Annotated in this window: 18 protein-coding genes, 5 tRNA genes and 1 riboswitch; of the genes, 18 read left to right on the forward strand and 5 right to left on the reverse strand. The window is 49.2% G+C overall.

The genetic code is table 11. The annotated features are described in order from the left end of the window. Positions 1 to 4 precede the first annotated feature (4 nt). The 5 genes from QMA09_RS16070 (at position 5) to QMA09_RS16090 (ending at position 427) form a co-directional block, all read left to right on the forward strand. Positions 5 to 78: transfer RNA gene (locus tag QMA09_RS16070), tRNA-Gly, on the forward strand. An 18-nt stretch (positions 79 to 96) separates the two neighbouring features. After that, a tRNA-Ile gene (locus QMA09_RS16075) sits at positions 97 to 173 on the forward strand. A gap of 6 nt (positions 174 to 179) precedes the next feature. Beyond that, positions 180 to 254 (forward strand) — tRNA-Asn (locus tag QMA09_RS16080). 4 nt (positions 255 to 258) lie between these two features. Then, positions 259 to 349 (forward strand) — tRNA-Ser (locus tag QMA09_RS16085). Positions 350 to 355: 6 nt separating this feature from the next. Next, positions 356 to 427 (forward strand) — tRNA-Glu (locus QMA09_RS16090). Between the two features lie 121 nt (positions 428 to 548). Here the strand turns inward: QMA09_RS16090 and QMA09_RS16095 are convergent. Together QMA09_RS16095 and QMA09_RS16100 are read right to left on the reverse strand one after the other, a co-directional pair. Beyond that, complete coding sequence (locus tag QMA09_RS16095; protein WP_290213845.1) at positions 549 to 1,505, reverse strand: DMT family transporter; 957 nt, start codon at positions 1,503 to 1,505, stop codon at positions 549 to 551. Between the two features lie 115 nt (positions 1,506 to 1,620). After that, entirely contained in the window at positions 1,621 to 2,535 is a 915-nt protein-coding gene (locus QMA09_RS16100) for a 1,4-dihydroxy-2-naphthoate polyprenyltransferase (RefSeq protein ID WP_290213846.1), read from the reverse strand. 172 nt (positions 2,536 to 2,707) lie between these two features. Here QMA09_RS16100 and QMA09_RS16105 point away from each other — a divergent pair, with 172 nt between their 5' ends. The 9 genes from QMA09_RS16105 to QMA09_RS16145 all read left to right on the forward strand — a co-directional run bounded on the left by QMA09_RS16105 (position 2,708) and on the right by QMA09_RS16145 (position 11,464). Beyond that, the gene (locus QMA09_RS16105; RefSeq protein ID WP_483313562.1) at positions 2,708 to 4,099 is read left to right on the forward strand and encodes an isochorismate synthase; all 1,392 of its coding nucleotides are present in this window, start codon (positions 2,708 to 2,710) and stop codon (positions 4,097 to 4,099) included. Next, positions 4,086 to 5,783, forward strand: coding sequence for a 2-succinyl-5-enolpyruvyl-6-hydroxy-3-cyclohexene-1-carboxylic-acid synthase (gene menD, locus QMA09_RS16110; protein ID WP_290213847.1), 1,698 nt, complete (start codon positions 4,086 to 4,088; stop codon positions 5,781 to 5,783). The genes QMA09_RS16105 and menD overlap by 14 nt, the downstream gene beginning before the upstream one ends. Further along, entirely contained in the window at positions 5,783 to 6,610 is an 828-nt protein-coding gene (gene menH, locus QMA09_RS16115; RefSeq protein WP_290213848.1) for a 2-succinyl-6-hydroxy-2,4-cyclohexadiene-1-carboxylate synthase, read from the forward strand. The genes menD and menH overlap by 1 nt, the downstream gene beginning before the upstream one ends. Further along, positions 6,607 to 7,425: a 1,4-dihydroxy-2-naphthoyl-CoA synthase gene (gene menB, locus QMA09_RS16120; RefSeq protein ID WP_290213849.1), complete on the forward strand. Its 819-nt coding sequence runs from the start codon at positions 6,607 to 6,609 to the stop codon at positions 7,423 to 7,425. The genes menH and menB overlap by 4 nt, the downstream gene beginning before the upstream one ends. A 62-nt stretch (positions 7,426 to 7,487) precedes the next feature. Beyond that, the gene (locus tag QMA09_RS16125) at positions 7,488 to 8,921 is read left to right on the forward strand and encodes an o-succinylbenzoate--CoA ligase (protein WP_290213850.1); all 1,434 of its coding nucleotides are present in this window, start codon (positions 7,488 to 7,490) and stop codon (positions 8,919 to 8,921) included. After that, on the forward strand, positions 8,912 to 10,000 hold the full coding sequence (gene menC / locus QMA09_RS16130; protein ID WP_290213851.1) for an o-succinylbenzoate synthase: 1,089 nt from the start codon (positions 8,912 to 8,914) through the stop codon (positions 9,998 to 10,000). Before QMA09_RS16125 ends, menC begins: the two co-directional genes overlap by 10 nt. An 11-nt stretch (positions 10,001 to 10,011) precedes the next feature. Continuing rightward, on the forward strand, positions 10,012 to 10,347 hold the full coding sequence (locus QMA09_RS16135) for a hypothetical protein (protein ID WP_290213852.1): 336 nt from the start codon (positions 10,012 to 10,014) through the stop codon (positions 10,345 to 10,347). Beyond that, positions 10,344 to 10,769, forward strand: a complete 426-nt coding sequence (locus QMA09_RS16140; RefSeq protein ID WP_290213853.1) for a nucleoside 2-deoxyribosyltransferase — start codon at positions 10,344 to 10,346, stop codon at positions 10,767 to 10,769. The genes QMA09_RS16135 and QMA09_RS16140 overlap by 4 nt, the downstream gene beginning before the upstream one ends. 32 nt (positions 10,770 to 10,801) lie before the next feature. Further along, positions 10,802 to 11,464, forward strand: coding sequence for an MOSC domain-containing protein (locus QMA09_RS16145; RefSeq protein WP_290213854.1), 663 nt, complete (start codon positions 10,802 to 10,804; stop codon positions 11,462 to 11,464). Between the two features lie 35 nt (positions 11,465 to 11,499). Here QMA09_RS16145 and QMA09_RS16150 read toward each other — a convergent pair whose 3' ends face one another. After that, entirely contained in the window at positions 11,500 to 12,543 is a 1,044-nt protein-coding gene (locus QMA09_RS16150; protein ID WP_290213855.1) for a metal ABC transporter solute-binding protein, Zn/Mn family, read from the reverse strand. An 88-nt stretch (positions 12,544 to 12,631) separates the two neighbouring features. After that, positions 12,632 to 12,862, reverse strand: a complete 231-nt coding sequence (gene yidD / locus QMA09_RS16155; RefSeq protein ID WP_135502697.1) for a membrane protein insertion efficiency factor YidD — start codon at positions 12,860 to 12,862, stop codon at positions 12,632 to 12,634. A gap of 106 nt (positions 12,863 to 12,968) precedes the next feature. Between yidD and QMA09_RS16160 the strand changes: the two genes are divergently transcribed. The 3 genes from QMA09_RS16160 to QMA09_RS16170 all read left to right on the forward strand — a co-directional run bounded on the left by QMA09_RS16160 (position 12,969) and on the right by QMA09_RS16170 (position 14,709). Next, positions 12,969 to 13,415, forward strand: a complete 447-nt coding sequence (locus QMA09_RS16160; RefSeq protein ID WP_290213856.1) for a Dps family protein — start codon at positions 12,969 to 12,971, stop codon at positions 13,413 to 13,415. A gap of 69 nt (positions 13,416 to 13,484) precedes the next feature. Next, the gene (ytkD, locus tag QMA09_RS16165) at positions 13,485 to 13,943 is read left to right on the forward strand and encodes an RNA deprotection pyrophosphohydrolase (protein WP_290213857.1); all 459 of its coding nucleotides are present in this window, start codon (positions 13,485 to 13,487) and stop codon (positions 13,941 to 13,943) included. Further along, positions 13,921 to 14,709, forward strand: a complete 789-nt coding sequence (locus QMA09_RS16170; RefSeq protein WP_290213860.1) for an alpha/beta hydrolase family protein — start codon at positions 13,921 to 13,923, stop codon at positions 14,707 to 14,709. Before ytkD ends, QMA09_RS16170 begins: the two co-directional genes overlap by 23 nt. A gap of 63 nt (positions 14,710 to 14,772) precedes the next feature. Here QMA09_RS16170 and pckA read toward each other — a convergent pair whose 3' ends face one another. Continuing rightward, on the reverse strand, positions 14,773 to 16,362 hold the full coding sequence (gene pckA / locus QMA09_RS16175; RefSeq protein WP_290213858.1) for a phosphoenolpyruvate carboxykinase (ATP): 1,590 nt from the start codon (positions 16,360 to 16,362) through the stop codon (positions 14,773 to 14,775). Positions 16,363 to 16,599: 237 nt separating this feature from the next. Beyond that, a riboswitch (SAM riboswitch) is annotated at positions 16,600 to 16,711 on the forward strand. 204 nt (positions 16,712 to 16,915) lie between these two features. Here pckA and metK point away from each other — a divergent pair. Further along, positions 16,916 to 18,121, forward strand: coding sequence for a methionine adenosyltransferase (gene metK, locus QMA09_RS16180; RefSeq protein ID WP_135505865.1), 1,206 nt, complete (start codon positions 16,916 to 16,918; stop codon positions 18,119 to 18,121). Positions 18,122 to 18,155: the final 34 nt, after the last annotated feature.

An 18,155-nucleotide genomic window follows, 5' to 3' on the forward strand; every position in this document is an offset into this window, starting at 1 on the left:
GTTCGCGGGTGTAGTTTAGTGGTAAAACCTCAGCCTTCCAAGCTGATGATGAGAGTTCGATTCTCTTCACCCGCTCCATTTTTTATTCATACATATGGGCCTATAGCTCAGCTGGTTAGAGCGCACGCCTGATAAGCGTGAGGTCGATGGTTCGAGTCCATTTAGGCCCACCATACCATTCCGAAGTAGCTCAGTGGTAGAGCACCGCACTGTTAATGCGATGGTCGTAGGTTCGAGTCCTACCTTCGGAGCCATACTGGGGAAGTACTCAAGTGGCTGAAGAGGCGCCCCTGCTAAGGGTGTAGGTCGGGAAACCGGCGCGAGGGTTCAAATCCCTCCTTCTCCGCCAGTAATTGGCCCCTTGGTCAAGCGGTTAAGACACCGCCCTTTCACGGCGGTAACACGGGTTCGAATCCCGTAGGGGTCATCGCAAAAAGAGTTCTGCATTTCGATGCAGAACTCTTTTTTTGTACAATTTTTTAATTGTGGAAAACTAAATGAACTGGAAAGCCCGGCTGCCAAAAGTTCCTGGCGAGCCGGGCTTATTATTAGGGGACAGGAACAGGCTGCTTTTCGTTAACGGCCAGACTATGAACGATCATCCCAATCATTACAACGGCAATCCCAGCCCAGGCGATGGACGAAGGCAATGCAATCGACAGCACCCAGATTTCGCCGGCGAGAGCAAAAAGGACTTCTAATGATTGTGTGGCTTCTACAGCAGCCAGTTTTTTCATGTCTTTTCGTACCAAGTCTGTTGCTTGGAAAAATAGAACAGTCGCGATCACACCAGAGCAAACGGCAACTATCAAGGTTTGAACCATTTGTGAAGCATTCGGCAATCCTTCAGTAGCTAAGCCAAATCCCGATAAAAGCAGCCAAAAGGGAAGGCTTGCTATGGTCATGCCAAGGACCCGCTGATAAGCATCCAGACGCCCCTCGCACAGCGCCATCATTTTTCGATTGCCAAGCGGATAGGCGAACGATGCCAGCAGGACAGGGAAGAATCCCATAATAAAAGTTTGGATAGATATGCCTTGAGCATGTTCGAACTGCATCAAAAGCACACCGAGCAGAATAATCGAAGAGAGAGCCAGCCCCTTATAAGGAATCTGTTCTTTTATTCGCAGTGGGCCGTTTGCGGTTTGGACTGTCGTATAAAACAAGGGGACCAGCAGGGAACCCGAGATGATGGTGATCTGCCAGGATCCTGCAATGAGCCAGCCGGGTGAATAAGCTGCAGCGTAGCAGAGCGGGGCATAAAATAGGCCAAAACCGACAAAACTCCATAGGAGCCAGGACAATGGATTTTTTCTCATTTCGAGAATGAGTTCTTTTAAGTTCTTCCGCAAGGCAACAATCACCAGCAGAAAAGGAACCATGAAGAAATACCGCAGCGATGCGCTCCAAATCCAATGGCCGCCGCTTGCTTCCATGCTGGCGTTCAAAACAAATGTAAATGCGAAAAAGAATGCGGCACAAATTCCGATGGCAATCGGTTTCATAGAATATCTCCTCCGTATGTATAATGAAGCGGTCTTGAAATAACATTAAATATACCGCGTCCGAAAATAGCGGTCAATGAAAAAAAGGCTTCTGCTGGAAACAGAAGCCTTTTATCTATGCCAATAAATAATGGATAAGCAAACTACAGCCAAGCAAAAACGCGAATAGCGTGTTGATGATGCCGGTCGCTTTCATCGCAGGCATGACTTGAAGCGGTTCGTGGAAACGCTTGAAGGTTTTTACGACGCCGATCGCTTTTGGGGCACTTAAGAAAACGAGCAAAGACCAGAAAGTCAAATCTGCAAAAAGGACCAATGCCAGGATCCACAAATAGGACAAGAGGAAAAATGCTGCAAGGATGGTAACAGCTTTCTTTCTGCCGATGAGGATGGCAAGGGTTTTGCGTCCGCTGGCAGCATCCCCGACAATGTCACGGATGTTATTTGTCAGCATGATGGCTGCTACAAGCAATGTGCTTGGAATTGCCAGCATGGCAGCTTCTGCTGTGACGGTAGCCGTTTGGATATAGAAGGCGATGATCACGATCAGGAAGCCCATCACGACGCCGGAAAACAATTCGCCGAAAGGGGTGTAAGCAATCGGGTAGGGGCCGCCTGTGTAAAGGTAGCCAATCGCCATTGCGGCACCGCCGACTGCAAGGAGCCACCAGCTGGTCTGCGCACAAATCCAGATGCCAATTACTGCTGCGATCGCGTAAAGGATGAGCGCCAATGTCAAAACGGTTTTCGGTGTAACGCCGTTGCGTACAATCGCTCCACCAATGCCGACTGAATTTTCGTTGTCGAGTCCGCGGGCAAAATCGTAGTATTCATTGAACATATTGGTTGCTGCCTGGATTAAGAGGCTTGCAATCAGCATAGCCCAGAACAATGGCCAGTCGATCGGGGTGTGGTTCAGGGCGATCATGGTTCCTAAGAAAACGGGGGCGAAAGCGGCGGTCAATGTATGGGGGCGGGTCAGCTGCCACCATACACGCCAGCCGCTGTCCGCTTGAATGGAATGTGTCATTTCGTACATCTCCTTTAATTCTTTCCAATATATATTGTACCTTCAATTTCAAGGGAAATACAGCAAATGGTGTGCTGATTTCAACAGAAAGGGGTATGATAGAGGGTAGAGATTAAAAAGTGAAACAGGCTGGGCAGGATATGCACAGCTATAGAAAAACGGAGGGAATATGATGAATCCACAACAGTATTCATCGGCCGGCAAGTTGAAAGACACACGCTATATGGCGTATCAATTTTTTACAGAAACGATCGAAGTATCCCGAATGTCCGCATTGGCCTTTTTTGAAGCGGGTGAAGGACTGTTCAAAGGCAAGCGGATGTTTTGGCAGAATCGCGAAAAGACGTTTACATTGGTCGGCCTCGGGCATGCGCATGTCATGTCAACGCCGAACAGCCATGGGCGGTTCGAAGAGGTGAAACGCGAATGGCAGAGCCTGTGCCGGCAAATTGTCAACGAAGAGCATGAGGTACAGCCAATCTTGTTTGGCGGATTTTCCTTTGACCCTTTAAATAATACACAAAGCGTCTGGACGAATTTCCCTCAGGCTTATTTTGCGGTCCCGACTTTCCAGCTGACGATCCAGGACGACCGTGCTTATGTCAGCATCCACCTGATTACGAAAGATGATCATTCATTCAATGAATTCGATGCGCTGCGCAAAGAGCGGGATCGGCTGATCCACTCGGCACAAGTGTCCGAACTGAAAAGATATGGCAAACCGGTGGCCGTCAAATTGACGGAAATCAAAAAAGAGCGTTATTTGGAATCGATCGGCAAAGTGACGGAAATCATCAAGGCGAAGCAAGCGGAAAAAGTGGTGATTGCACGCGCCTTGAAGCTGCAATACGATAAACCGTTGTCTCCGGCTGCGGCCCTGTACCAGATATCGGAAGAACAGCCGGAAAGCTTTTTATTCGGCATGGAAGCACAAGATCAGTTTTTCTTTGGCGCAAGCCCTGAACGGCTGGTGAAAGTCAAAGACCGCCAAGCGCTATCAACATGCTTGGCAGGATCAATTCCCCGCGGCAAAACGGCTGAGCAAGACGCCAAATTGGGCGAAGAATTGCTTCAAGATAAGAAAAACCGCTCTGAACATCAATATGTTGTTAAAATGATCAGTAAAGTATTCAGTAAGCACAGTACGAACATCATTGTGCCAAAAATGCCGAAATTAATGAAAATCCGTGATATCCAGCATTTGTATACACCGGTGGAAGGTGAATTGGCGGAAGGCTCTACGCTGCTCGATTTGGTGAAGGACCTGCATCCGACGCCCGCGCTTGGCGGGGAACCGAAGCAGGAAGCGATGAGCTTGATCCGCCAGTATGAAACGATGAACCGCGGCTTTTATGCAGCGCCAATCGGCTGGATTGACGCAAAAGGGAACGGTGAATTCGCAGTTGCCATCCGCTCGGCCTTATTAAGTGGAAAAGAAGCATATTTATACGCGGGCGGCGGAATTGTCGAAGATTCCAGCCCAGAATCGGAATACGCAGAAACATGGGTTAAATTCAGACCGATGCTCCGTGCGCTTGGAGGCCAATTAAGTGACGAATCGTAAATTGTTGACTGAATATGTATCTGCATTTACCCATTCCCTTGTTTCTTCAGGAGTGTCGGACGCAGTCATCAGCCCGGGTTCCAGATCGACCCCGCTCGCTTATGCCTGCATGAAACAGGAAGGGCTTGCCGTCCATCGCCAAATAGATGAGCGGTCTGCTGGCTATTACGCATTGGGATTGGCAAAAGCATCCGGCAAGCCGGTCATGCTGCTTTGCACATCCGGGACAGCGGCTGCGAATTTCTTTCCCGCTATCGTGGAAGCGTATTACGCGCGAGTACCGCTGCTTGTTGTGACGGCCGACCGTCCGCATGAATTGCGGGAAGTGGGTGCGCCACAGGCCATCAACCAGATCAACCTTTTTGGTGCACATGTGAAGTGGTCAGCGGATTTGCCGATGCCGGAAGAAGACAACCGGCTCGACTTCCTGTCACGCCATCTGCACCGCTCTGTCGCATCAGCGAAAACGGAACCGAAAGGGCCGGTGCACCTGAATGTACCCTTCCGTGAACCGCTGCGCATCGATTTTGAACAAAGCTATGAGAGCAAAGGCGAGGTTGTCCACTTTGCCGGCGAGTCGGCATTGAGTGCGCAAGCTGAAAGCTTCTTGTTGGAGACGCTCGAATTGCAGCGAGGCTTGTTAGTGGTTGGGGAAATGCCAGAGCCATTGCCAGCTATATTCTGGGACTTTGCGGAGCGTTTGCAATGGCCGATTCTGGCCGATCCGCTGTCGAACTTACGCGCGAATACGGCAAAACAGCATCAACATGTGATCATCGACTCTTACGATGCATTGCTGAAAAACGAGTCTTTCAAATCGGCGATTCAACCGGAGGCGGTCATTAGGATAGGGCCTCAGCCGGTATCGAAGCCGTTGACGGCATTTCTGGCTGCTGTAAAACCGAAAATCTACGCCGTGATGGACGAAAGCCCGATGATGCGGGATGCCCAATCGGTCGTCACCCATCATCTCCAAGCTTCTGCAAAAAACTTATGGCAGCTGCCGCTTGGCCAACAAAAGGAATCGGCTTACCTGGCAGAATGGCAGAAAGGCTCTATGCTTTTCTGGCAGCTGGCGGATGAGCATTGTGAAACTGAGCTGGATGAAGGCGTCTTGGCTAAGGCATTTTTTGGAGAGCTGGACAAATGCAACCTCGTGATTGGCAGCAGTATGCCGATCCGTGACGTTGACACGTATTTCCGCACAACCGACAAGGACATCCTAATGTACGCAAACCGCGGAGCCAATGGCATCGACGGGGTCGTCTCGACGGCATTCGGTGTGCAGGCGGCGAATAAACGCCATACCTATCTGTACATCGGCGATTTGTCGTTCCTGCACGACATGAACGGCCTGATTGCCTCCCGCTTGCAGGAGACGGATATGACAATCGTGGTCATGAACAACGATGGCGGCGGAATTTTCTCCTATTTGCCGCAATCGGAAGAAGAGCGTTATTTTGAAGCGCTGTTCGGAACTCCCACAGGATTGAAATTTGAAGATGCGGCGCGCATGTACGACACGGAATATGCAGCGGTGGAAACGAAGCAGCAGCTAATTGATGCCCTGCGCACAGTAAAACACAAATCAGTTAAAATAATCGAGGTATTTACAGACCGTGCCAACAATACGAAGACTCACAGGAAATTATGGAATCGGCTTAATGAGGAGCTGGGGAAATAATGAAAGAGCACATTGAAGGCGCCGAATATCATGTGGAAATCCTGAATAGCGGCCAAAGCCGTACGATAGTTTTTCTGCACGGCTTTACTGGCAGCACCGCATCGTGGGAAGGAATTTCGGCAGCATTGCCCGATTACCGGATTGTGCTGATTGATTTGCTGGGCCATGGTGAGACGGAAAGCCCGGCTCAATCGTCTCGCTATGCTATGGAACTGCAGGTCCGGGATTTGAAAAAGCTGCTCAATAAATTGGGCATCACAGATTACACGCTAGCGGGTTATTCAATGGGCGGCCGCACAGCACTGGCTTTCGCGTCTGCTTACCCTGAAGAAGTGCGTCTATTGATTTTGGAAAGTGCGTCGCCGGGCTTGAAAACCACAGCGGAACAGCTGGAACGCCAGCGGCGCGATGAAAAGCTGGCGGAACGGATTCTGGCTGATGGCATCTTCGAGTTTGTTGAGTTCTGGGAAAAGATTCCGTTATTCGACAGCCAAAAAAACTTATCGGACAAGGTCAAGGAACGGATTCGACACGAACGGATTGCGCAGAAGCCGCTTGGTCTGGCAAATAGCTTGATTGGCATGGGAACGGGAGCACAGGCTTCATATTGGGAAGGGCTGAACAGGCTGGACATGCCGGTTTTATTAGTCGCGGGAACCTTGGATGCGAAGTTCATGGACATCGCGAAAAGGATGGCGGCACGGCTGCCAAACGCTGTATTTTGCTCAATTGAAGCGGGCCATGCAATTCATGTGGAAAAACCGGCTGAGTTTGCTACAATAGTAAGGGAGTATTTAAGTTCTAACTACCAAGGAGGAAAATCATGACACGCGAATGGATTACAGCACGTACATATGAAGACATTAAATACGAAACGTATAATGGCATTGCCAAAATCACCATCAACCGTCCGGAAGTGCGCAATGCGTTCCGCCCGAAAACGGTCCACGAATTGATCGATGCATTTTCACGTGCACGCGACGATTCCAAAGTAGGCGTCATCGTCCTGACAGGCGAAGGCGAAAAAGCATTCTGCTCAGGCGGAGACCAAAGTGTCCGCGGACACGGCGGCTATGTCGGGGAAGACGAGATTCCTCGCTTGAACGTCTTGGATCTTCAGCGCTTGATCCGCGTCATTCCAAAACCGGTTGTGGCGATGGTCGCTGGCTACGCAATCGGCGGCGGGCACGTTCTGCACGTTGTCTGCGATTTGACGATTGCGGCTGACAATGCACGTTTCGGCCAAACAGGCCCGCGCGTCGGTTCGTTCGACGCAGGCTACGGTTCAGGCTACCTGGCACGCATCATCGGCCATAAGAAAGCCCGTGAAATCTGGTACCTATGCCGCCAATACGACGCACAAGAAGCGCTTGATATGGGCTTAGTCAACACAGTCGTGCCTTTGGACCAGTTGGAAGACGAGACAGTCAAGTGGTGTGAAGAAATGCTCGAGATGAGCCCGACGGCATTGCGCTTCGTGAAAGCAGCAATGAATGCGGACACGGACGGCCTTGCTGGGCTTCAGCAAATGGCTGGAGACGCAACGTTATTGTATTACACAACGGATGAAGCAAAAGAAGGCCGCGATGCGTTCAAAGAAAAACGCAAACCGGATTTCGGCCAATTCCCTCGTTTCCCGTGATTTTGAATAATTGAAAGCTGTCCTCCCGGGGACAGCTTTTTTTAAAAGAAAGGATTTTTCCTATGATGTATCCGAATTGGCTGTCCCAGCGTGCTTACCTGAATGGCAACCGCATGGCGCTGTCGTTTGAAGACCAGCAATGGACATTTGCGGAACTAAATGGCATTGCACTGGGATACGCCGGCAAGCTGGCAGCAGCAGGCGTCACGAAAAACAGCCGTGTGGCATTCCTGTCAAAATCGCATCCTGAGTTTGTCATGCTGATGTATGCCTGTATGCACGCCGGCTGTGAAATGGTCATGCTCAACGAACGCTTGTCGAAAGTGGAGTTGGCTTATCAGCTCGATGATTCAAAAGCGGATTTGGTGATTGTTGATGATGCGCTGAAAGGTAAAATAGACAGTCCGCACCAAATGCTGTTCAGCGAGTTGCAGAAGATAGAAGGAATTGCTTTTACACCGGAAGACGAATGGAATCCGGACCGCACGATCTCCATCATGTACACGTCCGGCACGACCGGCAGCCCGAAAGGCGTCAGGCAAACAGCGGAAAACCATTTTTCCAGTTCCGTGTCGTCTGCCTTGAATATCGGCATCGCGCCTGACGACGTCTGGCTTTGCACGGTGCCGCTGTTCCATATCAGCGGATTCTCGATTTTGATGCGTTCGCTTGTATACGGAATGGGTGTACGTCTGCATCCGAAATTCGACGCAGAACAATGTGCCTATGAACTCCAAAGCGGCCTTGTCACGCATATGTCGGTGGTCGGCGTTACCCTGGAGCGCATCTTGTCGACCTTGAAAGAGTTGGATCTGGAAGTGTCTCCACGCTTTAAGGTGATGCTCGCTGGCGGCGGACCTATTCCTCCGAATTACATCCACCGTGCAGGAAGCTATGGAATGTCGGTGCTTCAAACCTATGGCATGACAGAAACTTCGTCGCAGACGACAACTTTGCAGCCGGATGATGCAGACCGCAAAGTCGGTTCTTCCGGCAAGCCGCTGTTTCTTTACCAAGTGCGGATTGAAGGTGCACAGAAGCCAGGGGATATCGGCGAAATCCATATCCGCGGCCCACAGGTAACGCCGGGCTATATCGGCAAATTCGCCGGTAAGGAAGTTCAGCAGGACGGCTGGCTGCATACCGGCGACATGGGCTACCTGGACGATGAAGGATTTTTGTACGTAGTCGACCGGCGTTCGGATCTCATCGTGTCAGGCGGCGAAAACATCTACCCGGCTGAAATCGAGAAAGTGCTGCTTGAGCATCCAGCTGTGCGTGAAGCGGGCGTTTGCGGCACACAGCATGACCAATGGGGAGAAGTGCCTGTGGCGTTTGTCGTATTGCAAGACGATGTGGAGAAACAGGAGCTGGTGGAATTTTGCCAGACGCGGCTCGCTTCCTACAAGGTGCCGAAATGGATCCGCAAAGTAGATTCTTTGCCGCGCAATGCCGCGAACAAGCTGCTGCGTAGAGAGCTGAAAACATGGGATTGACGATTAACGCAATTGAGCTGAAGCGGATCAATGAACCCTTGAAACAGGCATTTAAAACATCCTTGCAGACGGTTGCAGAGCGGGAAAGCCTGATCGTAAAGGTGGTTTCTGATGAAGGGTTGGAAGGCTTCGGGGAATGCGTCGCTTTTTCAACTCCGTGGTACACCGCAGAAACCGTTACGGGCTGCCGTTTTGTCATCGAGCACGTGCTGATCCCGCTTTTATTGAATAAAACCTTGGAAAGTCCGTCGCAAGTAGCTGAGTTGTTTGCCGCTGTCAAAGGCAACCGCATGGCGAAAGCGGCAGTCGAGACAGCCGTATGGGATTTGTTCGCGAAAAAACAGGGGATGCCGCTCTGGCAAATGCTCGGCGGTACGGATGCACCGGTGCCGGCAGGAGTCGTCGTTGCAGCGGATGAAGACAAAATCAGCGATGGGGTAGCTGCAGCTTCGTCTGCAGGCTACAGACGGGTGAAGATCAAAATCACACCAGACAGCAATATCGGACTTTTAAAAGAAATCATTGGCCGGTATCCGGACATGCTGTTTTTTGCGGATGCCAACGGCGCATTTTCAGAAGTTTCCTGGGAGCGGCTGATTGCGTTCGACGGTGCAGGCTTTACGCTGATCGAGCAGCCTTTTGCTGAACAACAATGGCAGCTTCATGCCCGCGCCAAACGGGACATGAAAACAGCTATCTGCCTTGATGAAAGCATCGGCAGTTTGGCAGATGCCGAACGGGCAATCGCCGAAGAGGCTGCAGATATTCTGGTCTTGAAAATGGGCAGGCTCGGCGGCTGGAGCGAGACGCTGAAAGTGGTTGAGCTGTGCCGTGAACATTCCATTGGCATGTGGGTCGGCGGCATGATCGAGTTCGGAGTATCGAAAGCCCATAATCTGGCGCTGGCTTCCTTGCCGGGGATTACGCTTCCCGGCGATTTTTCCGCGTCACGCCATTTCTGGGAGCGGGATATCATTGCACCTGAAATCAGGATAGAAAATGGGAAGGTTGAACTGAGCAAGTGGGCTGGAATCGGCTACTGCGTTGATTGGCAAAGAGAAGAGGGAGCTTCATGGTAAGGGGAGTTATCATGTTAATGGCAGTGACATACTTGCTGGTCCAGGATTATTTTCCGCAATTGCCGGGATTTGCAGCAGGCAAGTGGTTTGCCGTTGCTGTCATTGCTGTTCTTTTCCTTTCGGGCGGATTTACGGCTAAAAAAGGCAAAGATGAAAAATCTCAGGCAATATGGATGCTCGGCTCCACTTTTTACCTCCTGGCTCTTCTGGTCGTTCTGCCGCTGCTTGGTGGAACATCCTCTATGGGGATATCCCTCAGCAACCCGATCATTTGGCTGCTGCTGGCAATTACAGCTGCACAGATATACCTTAAAATGCAAAAAAAGAAAAAGGGGGCAGGCTCATGAAATTTTACATAGCATCAAGTTTTGCAAACCAGGATATGGTGAAACAACTTAGCCGGAAGCTGATCAATCAGGGGCATGCACAGACCTACGATTGGACGATGAACAGCAAAGCTGAAAATGCAGAGGCGCTTGCTGCAATCGGACAGCTTGAAAAAGCTGCTGTGCTTGAAGCTGATGTATTCTTTATCTTGCTGCCCGCAGGCAAAGGAAGCCACATCGAGCTCGGAATGGCTCTGGCAGCTGGGAAAAAAGTGTATTTGTTTTCCGAAGAAGCTGATGTCTATGATTTTTCGGCAACGACTACGTTCTATCATTTGCCGGAAGTGGAGCGGGTGATTGGCACACTGGATGACCTGATGAAATTTGTAGCTGAAAAGCTTGGCAGTGGGCGGTTGGCTGGCCAAACCGCTATGCTAAAATGAAGCAAAGAGAATCCGAAGAAGGGGGCTTGGCGATGAAGAGCAACGCAACAGCAGAAATCAAGTATTTTGCAATCGGCTTGCCGGAAAAGCTTTCGTACGGAGAAGGCAAGGAGATGCTGACAGCTATCTGCAAAAAGCCGGTCCAGCAAGCTTTTTTGTCGAAAGAAGGTTTTCACGGTGATGGCGTAGCGGACAAGAAGCACCACGGCGGGCCGGACCGCGCTGTCTGCATTTATCCTTTCGAACATTATGCACGCTGGGAAAAGGAATTCGGCTTAGAGCTTCCGCCAGCTGCGTTCGGAGAAAATCTGACGCTGACCCATATGCTCGAAGAAGATATACATATCGGAGATGTTTTGCACATCGGCGAAGCGGTTGTCCAAGTGACGCAAGGCCGCGTACCATGCAACACGATCGACCGGCGCCTCGACATGGCACCTTTCCTGAAAGCAATGGTGAAAACTGGCTATACCGGCTATCTTTGCCGTGTGCTGGAAGAAGGGATGGTCGCGTCGGGTGACCGTGCAGAGCTGATCGAAAGGGATTCGAAAGGGGTTTCGGTCTTATATGCAAACACCGTGAATTTCCATCAGCCGAAAAACGCCGAAGCGATTCGCCAAGTGCTGGAAAGCCAAGCGCTTGCTGTAGAATGGCGGGATTGGCTGACGAAACGCTTGGAAAAATTGACGACATAGAAAAGCACCGCGAATCGGATTCGCGGTGCTTTTCTTTATTTTAATATCGTTTCAAGCGTTTGAAGATTTTTTTCCATCAAGGTGAAATACGTTTCTTCGTTGTCGATGTTTTCTTGGGTCAGTACACCTAAATTGTGCATTTCCACAGCTTCTGCTCCTACTTCTTTTTGAATGACTTCCGTCAGATTGGAAGAAACATTCTGCTCAAAAACGATGTGTTGAATCTTTTTCTCTTTTGCCATGTCGACAATTTCCGTCAATTCCTTCTGTGAAGGTTCGTCTTGGCTGTTCAAACCGGCAACTGCAATCTGTTCAAATCCGTATGGCTCGGAAATGTAGCCGAATGCCGAATGCGAAACGAAGAAGGTCTTGTTGTTGACGCGTTCAGACAATGCAACAAACGATTCGTCAAGCTCTTCCAATTCCGTAACCAATGCGTCGTAATTGTTTTCGTAGTCTTCTGCATGGTCCGGGTCTTGTTCAACCAATGATTCTTTGATCGATTCCGCCAATCTTTGGCTCAAGACAGGGGACATCCAAACATGTGGGTCGGTTGCGCCATGATCATGGCCTTCGTGTCCATCTTCTTCTGCCGCTGCTTCATCCTCATGTGCATCTTCTTCATGCCCGTCTTCTTCGTGAGTGTCTTCTGCATGGGCGTCTTCTTCATGTCCATCTTCTTCATGCGGAGCAGCGGCAGCCTCCAATTCCTCATCGGAAATAGCATCAGAAGCTGCTACGAATTGGACCTTTTCATTTTTCAATGTATCTTTCGCTTTGCCGATAAAGCCTTCCAAGCCAAGCCCAACATAGAACATCAAGTCAGCTTCTGCCAATTTGATCATATCCTGCTGCGTTGGTTCGAAACTGTGTTCGTTCGCTCCGGCTGGGTAGACCGATTTTACTTCGACGTGCTCAGCGCCGATCCGTTCGGTAAAATATGTGAGCGGATAAACAGTTGTATAAATCTGGACTTTCGATTCGTCTGCCTGTCCGTTTTGTGTTTGTTCATCGCCGGAAGGAGTCCCGCAAGCTGCTAATAATAAAGCCGATGATAAGATTGCCAATAATTTTTTCATAATTTATCCTCCAAAATGTAATGATTACGTTTTAACTACTTATCGAATAATACAGCATATCTTTTTAAAACACAAGAAAAACCACCAATCATTTTTTTGGTGGCCATTCTTCTGGTACAAAATCGATGCCGCCTTTATGGAACGGGTGGCAGCTTAAAATTCGGCGGACGGCGAGATAGCCGCCTTTCCATGCGCCATGCTTCTCAACGGCTTCAATTCCGTAATGGGAGCACGTCGGATAAAAACGGCAGCTTGGCGGCGACAAAGGGGAGATGAACCGCTGGTAAAAGCGGAAAAACTTTAATAGGAATGTCTTCAATTTGATTCATCTTCTTTCAGGGTAAGGGTCTGTATGTTTATTGTAAGCAGGGCAGAGGTATAAATAAAGTATAAGAGCTTATTAAAATTTAAGGAGAGTGGGCAGTATGTCTAAAGAGTTAAACCAGGAAATGAATGTACAGGTGGCAACATGGTCGGTCCTGTATACGAAATTACATAATTTTCATTGGTATGTGAAAGGCCCGTCATTTTTCACGTTGCATGTGAAGTTCGAGGAATTATACAACGAAGCGACATTGCATATGGATGAAATCGCGGAACGCTTATTGGCGCTTGGCGGCAAACCGGTTGCGACAATGAAAGAACAATTGGAGCTGTCGGTCGTAAAAGAAGCGACATCAAAGGAAACGGCTGAACAAATGGTCGATACAGTCGTGAAAGATTATAATAAAGTCATGAAATCCCTGAAAAAAGGAATGGAATTGGCTGCTGAAGACGGCGACGACATGACCGAAGATATGTTCAACGCCATCCATCAGAATCTTGAAAAGCATTCTTGGATGTTATCTGCTTTTCTTGGCGAAAAGAAGTAAAATAGAATGACTGGAGCGTGTGCTGAACGTCAGTGCACGCTTTTTCTTTTTGAGCCAAGGAGTGAGTGGATGAAATACATAGACTTGAACGGCATCGAATGCGAGCTTTCATTTGAAAAAGGATCATTTCCAGCGCCTTGCAGGCACGTATTGGTTGTCTGCAAATTTAACGGACAATGGGTGCTGACGAAGCATAAAGAAAGAGGGCTTGAGTTCCCGGGAGGCAAGGCAGAGCCCGGCGAAAGTTTACAACAGGCGGCAATAAGGGAAGTATACGAGGAAACGGGTGCTGTAGTTGCGGAACTGGAATGGTTCGCGGAATACCGGGTCAACACGGAGCAGCCTTTCTGCAAGACGGTCTTTATTGCGAAAGCCTTGCGGGTCGAAGAAATCAGCTTGATGGAAACAACTGGCATCGTGCTGAAAGACAAGTTGGCACCCGATAACAGCTATAGTTTTTTGATGAGGGACGACGGCATGAAGGCAATCATAGAGAAGGTGGAGCATCTTGGAAAATGGAGCGATTAAATCGAAAAAAATATATCCGTCGCCGAATCCGCATGTGCGGCTGACGGAAATCAGCTATTGGTCAGACGGCTTGCTTGTCAAAGGTTTGCTGGCACAACCGAAAAAAAAGGGCAGTTATAGCGGCATCCTTTACCTGCGCGGAGGCATCCAGTCCATTGGCATGGTCCGGCCGGCGCGGATCGCACAATTCGCCGCGCAGGGATTTGTCGTGTTTGCACCGTATTACCGTGGAAACCGGGGCGGGCAAGGGCGCGATGAATTTGCCGGCGCGGATCGCTGGGACGCGGTTTATGCGGTGGATGTGCTGAAGCGATTTTGCACAGAAGCAGTCCATGTCCTGGCCTTCTCGCGCGGAGGGATCATGGCGCTGTGGACAGCTGTTCTCCGGCAGGACATCACATCCGTAGTCACCTGGGCAGGCGTCACAGATACTGTTTTGACGTATAAAGAACGGCCAGACATGCGGCGGATGATGAAGCGGCTATACGGAGGCACGCCGAATACCGCATTGGCGGCGTACGAGGAAAGAAATCCGTTGATGCGCTTGAACGAGGCGCAAGCACCGTTTCTGATCATCCATGGGCTGAAAGATGAAAACGTATTTCCGGCACAGGCATTTTTGCTGGAAGAGGCATTGATCCTAAACAGCCAAAAGCACGAAACCTGGTATTTTCCGGAATACACGCATTTCTTCCCGCCAGCCGTGAACCGCAAAACGGCAAGGGCGTTGACCGAATGGATGAAGCGCCAGGAGATGGAAAAATAAAATCGCAAGTTAAAAAAGGGCGAAAAAAGAAGCTATCCGCGATGGATAGCTTCTTTTTGCTTGTTAGTTTTTGATCGGTCCGCCTTTTTCACTGATGTCAGTGGAGACAGTGCCGAACTTTTTGAAGTTCGCTTCGAATTCTTGTGCAAGCTCTTTTGCTTTCTGATCGTAAGCCGCTTTGTCAGCCCATGCGTTGCGCGGGTTTAATACTTCAGTTGGAACACCTGGCACTTCTTTCGGAATTTGCAAGCCGAATACAGCTTCCTGTTCCGTTTCGATGTTGTGGAGTTCGCCTTTGATCGCTGCGCGTACCATTGTGCGTGTGTAAGACAATTTCATACGGCTTCCGACGCCGTATACGCCGCCAGTCCAGCCCGTGTTCACTAAGAACACTTCAGATCCATGCTCATCGATTTTGTCGCCAAGCATTTCAGCATAGACAGTCGCATGCAACGGAAGGAAAGGCGATCCGAAGCACGTAGAGAATGTCGCTTCCGGAGAAGTGACTCCGCGCTCAGTGCCGGCAAGTTTCGATGTGTATCCGCTTAGGAAATGGTACATCGCCTGCTCTTTTGTCAATTTGCTGATTGGAGGCAATACGCCGAAAGCGTCCGCAGTCAAAAAGACGATCGTTTTCGGATGGCCTGCCACTGAAGGGAAGACGATGTTTTTGATTGCATGAATCGGATATGCTGCACGTGTATTTTCTGTCAATGAACCATCAGCGTAATCCGGGATGCGTGTTTCTTCATCCACTACTACGTTTTCAAGTACAGAACCGAACGTGATTGCGTCATAAATTTGCGGTTCGTGTTCGCGCGTCAAGTTGATCGTTTTCGCATAGCATCCGCCTTCGATGTTGAAGACGCCGTTATCGGACCAGCCATGCTCGTCGTCGCCGATCAATTTGCGGTTTTCATCTGCAGATAGCGTTGTTTTGCCTGTTCCGGACAAACCGAAGAACAATGTAACATCGCCTTCTTCACCGACATTCGCTGAGCAATGCATAGGAAGGATGCCTTGTTCAGGAAGCAAGTAGTTCATGATCGAGAAGATCGCTTTTTTCATTTCACCGGCATATTCAGTTCCGCCGATCAAGATGATTTTTTGCTCCATCGATACGATGATGAACGTTTCAGAATCCGTGCCATCCACAGCAGGATCTGCATGGAAAGTCGGTGCATAGACAACAGTGAATTGCGCTTCGTGGCTTGCCAATTCCTCTTTTGTCGGACGGATGAACAATTGATGGGCGAATAGGTTATGCCAAGCGTATTCGTTGATGGTCTGAATGCCAAGGCGTGATTCAGGATCAGCACCGGCATAGCCTTTGAATACGAACAGCTCATCTTTTTGCTTCATGTGGTCCAGCACTTTCGCATACAGGTTTTCGAAAACTTCAGATGAAATCGGGCGGTTTACAGAACCCCAGTCAATTTTATCTTTAGAAATAGGCTCATCTACGATATATTTATCTTTAGGGGAGCGGCCAGTGTATTTGCCGGTTTCAGCTTTTACTGCGCCATCTTTCGTTAAAACAGCTTCTCCACGGGATGTGGCTGCTTCGATTAATTGTGGAACTGATAATTGCACGCGTATATTTTGGCCATTTAAAAGATCCTTTAAATTGCTTGAGAAGTTTACTGGATTCATTTATATGTACCTTCCTTTTCGGTTATTCCCATAGCCATGGGGAGCTTGTATATTTCGTAGATTAGTATAACACATTATAGTCATTAGTCTATACTAATAACCCAAAGACATGAAAAAGTAACATTTATTTGGCATTAATCAGTTCACCGTGTGGAACAATAAAGTTTTGCCCTGCTATTTAGCTAAAAACGTTGACATCACTATGTACATTCCGTATGATGAAAAATTGTACGGATACTCTTATTCCGAGCTGGTGGAGGGGACAGGCCCTATGAAACCCGGCAACCTGCTGCATTTGCAGAGAAGGTGCCAAACCTGAAGCAAGGAACTCAACCTTGGACGATAAGAGTGAAAGGTGCTTATGATGATTTCTCCTTTCCTCATTTATTTATGAGCGAAGGGATTTTTTTATGAAATTGCCCTTAATCCTCGTGTGCAAAGGCCACAACGGCTTGAAGTTCAATCCAGTTCGACTGGAACGGACTTGACATGGGAAAACGAGTACCGTATCAATTTCGAGAGCAATCTCGCAGGATATAAGGAGGAGCTTTTTTTGACAAACCGTAAATTATTCACATCAGAATCAGTAACAGAAGGACATCCGGATAAAATCTGTGACCAAATCTCAGATGCCATCCTTGATGCAATCTTAGCAGAAGACCCGAACGCACGAGTAGCATGCGAAACGACAGTAACAACAGGTTTGGTGTTGGTTGCGGGAGAAATTACGACATCTACGTATGTCGACATCCCGAAAGTAGTGCGCCAAACAGTTAAAGATATCGGCTATACACGCGCGAAATACGGTTTCGACTCTGAAACAAGCGCTGTTTTGACAGCGATTGATGAGCAGTCAGCGGATATCGCTGCAGGAGTCAACGTGGCTCTTGAAGCACGTGAAGGCCAAATGACTGATAAAGAATTGGATGAAATCGGAGCAGGCGACCAAGGCTTGATGTTCGGCTACGCATCCAACGAAACAGAAGAATTGATGCCATTGCCGATCAGCTTGGCACATAAATTGGCTCGCCGCCTTGCAGAAGTACGCAAAGAAGAGATCCTTCCATATTTGCGTCCGGATGGCAAAACGCAAGTAACAATCGAATACGATGAAAACAACAAACCGTTCCGCGTAGATACGATTGTCATCTCGACTCAGCATCACCCAGAAGTGACGCTTGAGCAGATTCAGCGCAACATCAAAGAATATGTCATCAACGCAGTCGTTCCGGCTAACTTGATCGATGAAGATACAAAATACTTCATCAACCCGACAGGCCGCTTTGTTATCGGTGGACCTCAAGGGGATGCGGGCTTGACAGGCCGCAAAATCATCGTCGACACTTATGGCGGTTATGCGCGCCACGGCGGCGGTGCTTTCTCAGGAAAAGATGCGACAAAAGTGGACCGTTCAGGTGCATACGCTGCTCGCTATGTTGCGAAAAACATCGTTGCTGCAGGCCTTGCAGACAAATGTGAAGTGCAAGTGGCTTACGCAATCGGGGTAGCACACCCGGTTTCAATTGCAATCGACACATTCGGAACAGGCAAAGTAAGCGAAGACACGTTGATCGACCTTGTGCGCGCAAACTTCGATTTGCGTCCAGCTGGCATCATCAAAATGCTTGACCTTCGCCGCCCAATCTACAAGCAGACTGCTGCATACGGACATTTCGGCCGTACGGACGTGGATCTGCCATGGGAGCGCACGGATAAAGCAGCAATCCTTAAAGAACAATCAGGCGTCGCTGCAGAATAAATGAATATAATAGTAGAAAAGACGATCGGCAAAT

The sequence above is a fragment of the Planococcus sp. APC 3906 genome (assembly GCF_030407685.1).
GTDB classification, from domain to species: domain Bacteria; phylum Bacillota; class Bacilli; order Bacillales_A; family Planococcaceae; genus Planococcus; species Planococcus koreensis.

Excerpts from the sequence above, each read along its gene's own strand:
- QMA09_RS16095 (WP_290213845.1), bottom strand. The coding sequence starts at position 1,505 with ATGAAACCGATTGCCATCGGAATTTGTGCCGCATTCTTTTTCGCATTT.
- QMA09_RS16100 (WP_290213846.1), bottom strand. The coding sequence starts at position 2,535 with ATGACACATTCCATTCAAGCGGACAGCGGCTGGCGTGTATGGTGGCAG.
- QMA09_RS16105 (WP_483313562.1), top strand. The coding sequence starts at position 2,708 with ATGAATCCACAACAGTATTCATCGGCCGGCAAGTTGAAAGACACACGC.
- menH (WP_290213848.1), top strand. The coding sequence starts at position 5,783 with ATGAAAGAGCACATTGAAGGCGCCGAATATCATGTGGAAATCCTGAAT.
- menB (WP_290213849.1), top strand. The coding sequence starts at position 6,607 with ATGACACGCGAATGGATTACAGCACGTACATATGAAGACATTAAATAC.
- QMA09_RS16125 (WP_290213850.1), top strand. The coding sequence starts at position 7,488 with ATGATGTATCCGAATTGGCTGTCCCAGCGTGCTTACCTGAATGGCAAC.
- menC (WP_290213851.1), top strand. The coding sequence starts at position 8,912 with ATGGGATTGACGATTAACGCAATTGAGCTGAAGCGGATCAATGAACCC.
- QMA09_RS16135 (WP_290213852.1), top strand. The coding sequence starts at position 10,012 with ATGTTAATGGCAGTGACATACTTGCTGGTCCAGGATTATTTTCCGCAA.
- QMA09_RS16140 (WP_290213853.1), top strand. The coding sequence starts at position 10,344 with ATGAAATTTTACATAGCATCAAGTTTTGCAAACCAGGATATGGTGAAA.
- QMA09_RS16145 (WP_290213854.1), top strand. The coding sequence starts at position 10,802 with ATGAAGAGCAACGCAACAGCAGAAATCAAGTATTTTGCAATCGGCTTG.
- QMA09_RS16150 (WP_290213855.1), bottom strand. The coding sequence starts at position 12,543 with ATGAAAAAATTATTGGCAATCTTATCATCGGCTTTATTATTAGCAGCT.
- QMA09_RS16160 (WP_290213856.1), top strand. The coding sequence starts at position 12,969 with ATGTCTAAAGAGTTAAACCAGGAAATGAATGTACAGGTGGCAACATGG.
- ytkD (WP_290213857.1), top strand. The coding sequence starts at position 13,485 with ATGAAATACATAGACTTGAACGGCATCGAATGCGAGCTTTCATTTGAA.
- pckA (WP_290213858.1), bottom strand. The coding sequence starts at position 16,362 with ATGAATCCAGTAAACTTCTCAAGCAATTTAAAGGATCTTTTAAATGGC.